Annotated in this window: 1 pseudogene; it reads right to left on the reverse strand. The window is 58.7% G+C overall.

The features are described 5' to 3' along the window. A pseudogene (locus tag EOC06_RS37700) lies at positions 1 to 376 on the reverse strand (hypothetical protein); the annotation flags it as partial. Positions 377 to 1,062 lie beyond the last annotated feature (686 nt).

A 1,062-nucleotide genomic window follows, 5' to 3' on the forward strand; every position in this document is an offset into this window, starting at 1 on the left:
TTGGTGCGCGCCACGGCAACCGCTTCATCTGGTCAACCAGCCGCTCCAGCGATCCGGCGCGCTCCAGCTCCGCAAAGAAATGGTGCGGCGTGACGCTACCGAGCCGGTGCATCTCGGCCAGGTTCCACACATACGGATAGTCGACCATGAAATCGGATCGAGGCGAGGCCTTGGACGATTCAGCCTTGGTCAGGATGCCGCCGCCCACAAGCCGATCAGCCTTGTCGATGATTTGGCGCACCCTCGATTTCGACAGGCCATGTTCCTGCGCCAGGTCGGCGAAACTCTTGCCCTTCAGAAAGCCTTCGACCAGGGCGACATTCCTATGGACGGTCGGGCTAAACGCCCAACAGGCGCGCAGTTTTTCCAGTATCATTCCGTTCGTTCATCCGGTTGTTCGCCCCCCTTGCAAACCCTACCCGGCCAAATCGGCGCTTGGAAGACCCACCAGACTCACGTCATGGCCTCGGGAAAGTACCCGGCCGACGGCCATGTGAATACGAAAGATGCTGGCGATCACCATGATCGTTGGTGACCGCTGACCTCGCGAATGTCGGGTTCGACGGAACACCGGGAGCTCTCGGCAACGTTGAATATTCCGTTTGTAGATGGTTGTTTTCGTCGTCGAGGCTGGATCCATCAGGATCGGTGTCGACGATTCTATATTTGAGGAACCCAAATTCGTTTGACTCGCGCAATTCGCTGTCCGGCGTATCATCGCAAGCGCGGGATTGCGACATCCTGCGAAGTGCCCGCGTTGCTGGAATGGAATTTGCGGAAGTAAAAAGGCCCCGGCGCTGGGTCGGCGCGCCGGGGCCTTCAGGCATGTACGAGCTACCACAATGTCCAGTTATGATCGTGCGCTATTATAAATGAACAAACCGGTGAATGATCGCTATCCGGAGGTGCAGGCGGGCGAGATGGTGGGGCGGTGAGGGACCTGTACCGCAGCAGCGACCCGAGCCATGCGCCACGCTGCAGGACCTCGATTTCGGGCCAAGCCTCGAGCCAGCAACTCGCCTTGCTTCTCGGAAATCATAAGGCTTTGTGGGGCGGTTAAGC

Source organism: Mesorhizobium sp. M7A.F.Ca.MR.362.00.0.0 (assembly GCF_004023175.1).
GTDB lineage: Bacteria > Pseudomonadota > Alphaproteobacteria > Rhizobiales > Rhizobiaceae > Mesorhizobium.